We start from the raw sequence: 6,638 nt of genomic DNA on the forward strand, positions 1-6,638 counted from the left end.
TTCTTTAAAAAGAAATTTCCAGATTTGTTTAAATCACCACTGTTATTTGTCCTAATACTTCATTGGTATAGAAATGGGACTGTGATAAATTATTTAATGTCGGAATTTGATTAATTGAAGCATTTCCAAGTTTAACTCTACCAAAGTCAGCAAACCGATAGCCAATACCTACTCGAACATGATTAGCCACATCATAATCAACACCCAGACCTACCTTGTAAGAAAACGAAGTATTTGTCTCATTCGTGAATTGATTACTAAAGGTAGTAAAGGGAGGAACAATATTGACATTGTAATTTCTGGCTGAATTCAAACCCACCCCGATACCTGCTGAAACATAGGGATAAAAAGACATTGAGCGATAGAGCCAGTTATATAATAATTTACTTTCAAATAATATCTGATGCACCTGTATATCATACGCATAAGAAAATGAATCGACTGATAGTGCATCTACTCCCTGTGTCACTATACCATGAGCATGAAAATTCATAGGTTGATAATAACTCACGTTAGTCTGTAAAAACCATTTGGGATTTAATAAAAATTCTATTCCCAAAGAAGCACCGTAGATAAATTTCCCTTGAGTTGAATGGTCTGCAACGTAACTAAAAATTCATCCTCAATAGGATCTCTAATAGGAATAAATTTTGAACTACCTATGTTACTACTAAACGCTCCTCCAGCAGAAAAAGCTATAATTGGATTCCAAAACCTACTTTCCGTTTTTTCCAATTGATCTTTCCATATAGTATGTTTTTTACTGCTGATACAGCAGCGCTACTGGATTGGGCTATAATCGAAGTTAATCCGAAAGCTAAAATAAGTCCGCATTTACTTTTAATCAATTTCTTCATCCTTAAAATAACTTCATAAAACAGTTAATAATTTCCATATTGACATGACTAAAAAACTGAAATGTAGCAGGAATTTTAGAGTAATCATATGTGTTATGTGAAGAATTGACAGAAAAAGATTTCAAAATAAAATACGTTGAAAATATTAGGCTGTTGCTTGTTTTTCTTCTTTCCAGACGCGTTGGTTTAGTTGAGTCTCCAAAATTTGGACCATACCAGACATATCAATTAATAACTCAGGCTTTGGACTTTCGACGAGTTCCTTTTTAAAATAGCTTGATATTAAAAATACAGGTAGCCAAACGAATACATCAGGATAAGAGCTTATGTAAAGGCTTAAAAATTTCCAAGCCTACACGCCGTCGCTATTTGTCTCCATAATTGATTGGAAATCAACATGATCCCAACTTTTAAAACTGAGCGCCTCATTCTACGGGAAATGACAGAAGTTGATTTGCCAAGCTATGAGAAATATTTCATAGACTATGAGGTCATACGATATTTAACTGCTTCTGTGCCATGGCCATACCCTGCTGAAGGTGTTCGGGAGTATTTAAACCAAGAAATCATTCCTTATTTAGGTAAAGAAAGATGGCTATGGGGTATATTTCTTCAAACCTCTCCTGGTGAATTAATCGGTGCTATTGAATTAAGGCGTATAGCCAATCCAGATAACCGTGGATTTTGGTTAGGAAAGAAATTTTGGGGGCTGGGTCTTATGACAGAAGCTTTAGTTCCTATTACAAACTATGCCTTCGATGTTCTTGGGTTTGAAAAAATGATTTTCACCAATGCAGTGGGTAATTACTCGTCTCATCGAATTAAAGATAAAATGGGAGCCCGACTGCTATATACCGAACCAGCTAAATTTGTAGATCCTGAATTTAACGCGCATGAGGTATGGGAGCTATCTAAAGAAATTTGGCAGCGTAGAGTTATTAACTCTTCTTAGATTGACCTGCTAATCAGCAATTGCCATTGAAATGAAACTATGGGGTCAAGGCTTCAATGTTGATCGTTGAATACAAAATTCAAATCTTGACCCCATTGGTGTGCTTGTCCCTCAAGCCAAATAAGTAATTCCGCTCACCTTGATATTTCTTACCACATGAATGTCTAAGTGCACCGTGGGATTATAGCCTGCCATAGCAGTAATTATTGGAAGGGTAGCGGCACGCTGGACTTAAGTTTTTAGCTTTTTTCTTGACGTGCTCAGGACTGCTGGTGTCTTCATCCAAAGTTTCTCTGGCCTCCTTTATTTCCGTCTTAGGGCTCGATTCACTTCTCGCTGGCTTGATTTTTTCAAAAAAGGATTTTGATTTGGTTTGAAGCCAGGGAGTATTTTCTTTTGTTTTTTGTATAAAAAGGCTCCCATTCTCTTAAAAGAATAGGTTCATTATTCTTACGACGATGATCAATCCAACGCTGGGTATGGCCTTGTCCAATATTACTTCTATTTTCTGCCACAAAACCTCCAGAATATTGAGCGATATAGGTAAGACAGAAGCATTGTTTTTTTCAGGTTGTTGTAATTCTTCTTTCACATTAAATACGCTATTTAACCATGGATCTAAAACAACTGCATTAGGTCCCCAAGTAGACATGTCTTGTAAATCGCTATTGAGATCTCTTCCTAATACAACAAAAGAATGATCACCGCTAACTAAAGAAAAAATTTCCATAGAAACAGGTGTTGAAAGTTTTGGTAGTTTTTTAAACCTTCTTGTGGATATTCTAAAAGTAATGAGAATGCTACAGCCGCTTTTTCTCCACAATTACCGATACCAAATTTAACCGCATTCTTAGCTCTAGCTTCAGGACGATTATTATCTTCGATACGTGATTTATCCTTGTGAAATTGCTTCACCGCTCGTTTGGGAAGATTACTTATATATTCATTGACTTGTTCTAGTGTAGGATTTTCTGGAAGAGCAGGAATTTTTTCTGTAACCCGTAAAGATTTAAATTTCTCTTTATCTACTTTATCTTTTCTTAAATCCATACGCCATTGACGAATATTTTCTCTCACGCCTTCAGGATCTTTTCGAGCTCGCGAAACACCAATCCAAAAAATCGATGATAAGGTTGGTCGGTCAATGAAAGGTTGTTTGAACTATAAGGCACAAAAATATCAACTTGGTCTTTTATATAATTCGCTAATTTAACTAACTCTTTTTGATGCATTTTAGTGCTCAATTAATACCTTTCGTTTAATTATAAAACAAATTATGCGCGGTGGATAAAAGTTGACCTTTTGGTTTTTCTTTGCTCGTTAGAAATTTGCTGATTTTCTATTTTGGCCAAATGTATGTTGATGGGCATTCAAGAATGCAATTTGCGGTGAACGGTGGAGCTCCACTTATCAATCCATCAACTTAAAAATAACAAATGGAGTCAGGTACTGAGGGGGCGACACTTATTCCAAGCTCTCTATGAATAACAAAAATAAGGTCAACTCGAAACAGTGTTCCTCGTTGACCCTGATTTCATTTGCCAATTTTAATTATAAGCCATACCAGGATTTGTAAGTTCATTTAACTTATCCTCGACAGCCTCAATCTTAGAGCTCATTGTTCTCGAGATAAAGTGACGGTCTTTAGCACTCTCTATTAATGCTCTAATGGCATCTTCATTGCTACACGCACTTAAACTATCCCTGAATTGCGCCATATCACCATTTTGTTTGCAATGTCCGACAGTAGAAAAAAGCTTATTGATTTTGATGGATTTTTTGAGTTTCATCAAAAGTCTTTAACAAGGTAGCTTTTAAGTCTGAAAATTCCTCTTGTTCTTCTTTTAAAGCTTTCCCATCGTATAAAACATTCCCGTACTCATACGCATACCATCTAGCATCTTTCTCTGTTTGAAAAATGCTTACGTAAGGAGCACTATCAGGAATAGAAACAGTTAAATCACAGCTTTCCATCTCTATTCTCCTGTCTATGTTGCGTTTAAATCTTGATCTATTAAACGCTTCATAATCATTTTCCGCAAATATAAATTCTACCTCTTTATCTTGTCTCTTTGGATGAGTGGCTGATATTTTGTATAAACGACTTTGCTTAACTTCAGTTTGCTCAACTTTCTCGTTTGCCATGTCACACCTCCACAATTTTGGCCAATCTAATTCCACTCCTGACGAATAAAAGGAGTGCTTGTTGTTAGATTACAGATCTAACATATAAAATATTGTACAAACGAATAAGGTGATTGATAATCCATCAATTTAGACACTAACTTGTTCCGATAATGAACAATTGTGTGTGGAGCAGTGGGACAGCGCGCAAAACAGGCTTGACAAAAACCAACATTCAAATCGTGGTGTGATTTTTTCAGACAGTCAAACCATAACAATAAGGTGATTTATGAAATCAACTGTTCGGGATTTTGAAATTCTAAAACAGGAAAACCTTCTTAGGATGGAAATTGAAATTGCTTTAGAAAAGTGTGAAATTCTACATAGACAGGTTCTTACCGGGTGAATTTCTTATAAAGAGCAGGCGTAGCCTTGATGCAGCGTAGTGTAATCAAGGTTTCATTCTTTAAAACTAAACTGGTTTAGACATTAAGTGAGCCGAATTTTTAGAGATTACGCACCTAATATAATGAAAAGAAAACGCCAATGATATAGTGATTAAGATAAATACCTTGATTACGCTGGCTTATGATTTTTAAATTGAATCGTTTTTGCAACAGAGCAAGATTTATTGTGAATAGAATAAACATTTAAGGATTATTAAATGAAAAAAGGATATTTATTGTTTTTTATTCATTTGCGCTGTAGACGTGTGGGCCAAACATCACATCATCGATTTAACCGTTGCTTATGATACAGTCAACTTCACAGGATATCCCGCGAGAGCTATTACCGTTAATCATCAGATTCCAGCACCAACGCTTCGATTTAAAGAAGAGGATGAGGTAACAATAAACGTTCATAATCATTTAGATAAAGAAGCTGCAATTCATTGGCATGGGATTATTCTCCCTTGGCAAATGGATGGCGTCATGAACATCACGCAGAGGGGAATTCCTCCAGGAGCTACCTTTCAATATCGTTATATCCTGCATCAATCGGGTACTTATTGGTATCATTCCCATGTAGGTCTTCAGGAGCAAGAAGGCTTATATGGGGCTTATATTATCGAGCCGAAATCCTCTCCTCCCTTTAAGTACAATAAAGACTTTGAAGTCGTATTGTCAGACTGGAAAAATACCAAAGCCGATCACATCCAAGCTAATGTGAAAAAACAGGCGAATACTATAGTGCGAAATTTCCTTTGCAACCATCACTTCTACGTTTTATTCAGAGCTATAGTAACGCCTCAAAAGATGACACGCTCTAATTACAAAGGGGGATTGATTCATAGAAGCAACTTCAAATAAATCATAAATATCTGCTTCCCTGTCACAAACAGTAACCACTTTAACCTGTTTTAATTCAGGGTATTTATTAGAGTTTTCAAGAGATTCTACCCACCGCATACTTTCTTTTTCTTCTATAGGAAGAGCGATATTATGACTTCTTTTTTTCAGCTCCTTTACTTCCTCATCTAAAGGCGCTCTGGAACTAATTTTTTGATCCAATAACCCAATAGGTAGTCCTTCCGTAGTCACTGCAAATGTTGTATGCATTACTAATCCATGAGTTTGAAAATTAGTTGCTTTAGAGCGAACCCTGGCTGCTATAACTCCTAATCCTTCAGTCTTTTTATGATTTTTATAAGAAATATAACTCGTATCCTGGATGGCTAAAATAGTTGGATATTCCTTGGCTCTTTCAACTGTTTTAGTTATATGACTATCAAGGATTTTTCTTTCAGAAACTGCATCGTTTTGGAAAAACCTATAAGTTGCTTTACTTTGATGCCAATCTGCACACGCTTGATTTATTGAACGTTCAGGCGAATTAGCAAAGCTATCTGCTATTTTAAAAGTCTTTTACTTAATCGTTTATCACCAAAATTAACTATTCCAAATTCACTCTCTGCCCATCCAGTAGATGGGTTATTTAAATTTACCTTTGTCATTGTTTTTATTATCAGGCTTAATCATGCCGTTACTTATAACAGAGAGTTAAATTAATGGAATATATTTCTTATAATTTATAGACTTATGGGTAATAGTAAGGTTTTTAGGGGGCGGGATCCGGGCGACTCGATCCTGTTACCCGGCTATATCATATTAGGATAGACGTCATTTTATGATTTAAATATAAATATCTTTCTTAGCAATTTCTCGTAAATGAGGTTCTAAATAAGCGCAGTGGTATTATTGCGCGTTGTGACACCTTCCTGCAAAGAACCCCTTTTAGCAAGAGGATTCTTTTTCTAATGAAATCAATAAGCGTTCAAAACATTGGGGTTGTATTGGTTTGATGAGAATAGTATTCATACCTACTTCAAGGCATTGTTCAATCTCGGAAGTTTGAGCACGCTCAGAAATAGCAATAATAGGCGTTTCTTTTAATCGCAATTTTTTGTACTTCGTTATGTCTTATAGCAAGACAAGCATCAATTCCACTCATCTTAGGTAACCCAATATCCATCAAAATACAATCATATTCTTTATTGTTAGCCATTTTCACCGCCGCTTGGCCATCTTCAGCGAAATCCACCTCGTATTGTCGTAGATGTAACATGAGATGAATTACTAAGCGCGTTTCAAGCTCATCTTCCACGAGTAAAATCTGTTTCATTGATTGTGACATGTTGACCACCTTATCCCGTACATCAGAAATTTTGAGTAAATAAATTCCTAAGTCAGGTGTATTGCCTAACG

General features: G+C 35.9%; 10 protein-coding genes and 1 pseudogene. 2 read left to right on the forward strand and 9 right to left on the reverse strand.

Features of this window, described 5'->3' with window-relative positions; genetic code table 11:
* Positions 1 to 28: 28 nt before the first annotated feature.
* Entirely contained in the window at positions 29 to 559 is a 531-nt protein-coding gene (locus tag BN58_RS26510) for an outer membrane protein (protein ID WP_019217772.1), read from the reverse strand.
* Positions 550 to 735, reverse strand: coding sequence for a hypothetical protein (locus BN58_RS34985; protein ID WP_019217773.1), 186 nt, complete (start codon positions 733 to 735; stop codon positions 550 to 552). The genes BN58_RS26510 and BN58_RS34985 overlap by 10 nt, the downstream gene beginning before the upstream one ends.
* A 519-nt stretch (positions 736 to 1,254) precedes the next feature.
* Between BN58_RS34985 and BN58_RS16520 the strand changes: the two genes are divergently transcribed.
* A complete protein-coding gene (locus BN58_RS16520; RefSeq protein WP_019217774.1) occupies positions 1,255 to 1,809 on the forward strand; it encodes a GNAT family N-acetyltransferase in 555 nt (184 codons plus the stop codon).
* 427 nt (positions 1,810 to 2,236) lie between these two features.
* Here the strand turns inward: BN58_RS16520 and BN58_RS16525 are convergent, their stop codons facing one another.
* The 4 genes from BN58_RS16525 to BN58_RS16545 form a co-directional block, all read right to left on the reverse strand.
* Positions 2,237 to 2,539 carry a hypothetical protein gene (locus BN58_RS16525; RefSeq protein ID WP_019217775.1) on the reverse strand — a complete coding sequence of 101 codons (303 nt, stop codon included), beginning with the start codon at positions 2,537 to 2,539 and terminating at the stop codon, positions 2,237 to 2,239.
* Positions 2,521 to 2,886 (reverse strand): hypothetical protein, encoded by a 366-nt coding sequence (locus BN58_RS16530; protein WP_026069547.1) that lies wholly within the window; start codon positions 2,884 to 2,886, stop codon positions 2,521 to 2,523. The genes BN58_RS16525 and BN58_RS16530 overlap by 19 nt, the downstream gene beginning before the upstream one ends.
* A 470-nt stretch (positions 2,887 to 3,356) precedes the next feature.
* Positions 3,357 to 3,602 carry a hypothetical protein gene (locus tag BN58_RS16540; protein ID WP_019217778.1) on the reverse strand — a complete coding sequence of 82 codons (246 nt, stop codon included), beginning with the start codon at positions 3,600 to 3,602 and terminating at the stop codon, positions 3,357 to 3,359.
* Entirely contained in the window at positions 3,568 to 3,954 is a 387-nt protein-coding gene (locus BN58_RS16545; RefSeq protein ID WP_019217779.1) for a hypothetical protein, read from the reverse strand. Before BN58_RS16545 ends, BN58_RS16540 begins: the two co-directional genes overlap by 35 nt.
* 689 nt (positions 3,955 to 4,643) lie before the next feature.
* Here BN58_RS16545 and BN58_RS16555 point away from each other — a divergent pair.
* Positions 4,644 to 5,243: a multicopper oxidase domain-containing protein gene (locus tag BN58_RS16555; RefSeq protein ID WP_026069548.1), complete on the forward strand. Its 600-nt coding sequence runs from the start codon at positions 4,644 to 4,646 to the stop codon at positions 5,241 to 5,243.
* On the opposite strand, the pseudogene BN58_RS30130 reads toward BN58_RS16555, so the two are convergent.
* The 3 genes and pseudogenes from BN58_RS30130 to BN58_RS26515 all read right to left on the reverse strand — a co-directional run.
* Positions 5,196 to 5,887: pseudogene (locus tag BN58_RS30130) on the reverse strand (IS4 family transposase); the annotation flags it as partial. The gene BN58_RS16555 and the pseudogene BN58_RS30130 overlap by 48 nt on opposite strands.
* Positions 5,888 to 6,167: 280 nt before the next feature.
* Positions 6,168 to 6,332 carry a response regulator gene (locus BN58_RS30135; protein ID WP_198009956.1) on the reverse strand — a complete coding sequence of 55 codons (165 nt, stop codon included), beginning with the start codon at positions 6,330 to 6,332 and terminating at the stop codon, positions 6,168 to 6,170.
* Positions 6,295 to 6,638, reverse strand: a 344-nt coding sequence (locus BN58_RS26515; RefSeq protein WP_040916704.1) for a response regulator, incomplete at its 5' end; no start/stop codon positions are given. The genes BN58_RS30135 and BN58_RS26515, both read right to left, overlap by 38 nt.

It is taken from the genome of Legionella tunisiensis (assembly GCF_000308315.1).
Taxonomy (GTDB): domain Bacteria; phylum Pseudomonadota; class Gammaproteobacteria; order Legionellales; family Legionellaceae; genus Tatlockia; species Tatlockia tunisiensis.

Bases quoted from the DNA above. Each gene is read 5' to 3' on its own strand.
- BN58_RS16520 (WP_019217774.1), top strand. From the start codon at position 1,255: ATGATCCCAACTTTTAAAACTGAGCGCCTCATTCTACGGGAAATGACA.
- BN58_RS16525 (WP_019217775.1), bottom strand. From the start codon at position 2,539: ATGGAAATTTTTTCTTTAGTTAGCGGTGATCATTCTTTTGTTGTATTA.
- BN58_RS16545 (WP_019217779.1), bottom strand. From the start codon at position 3,954: ATGGCAAACGAGAAAGTTGAGCAAACTGAAGTTAAGCAAAGTCGTTTA.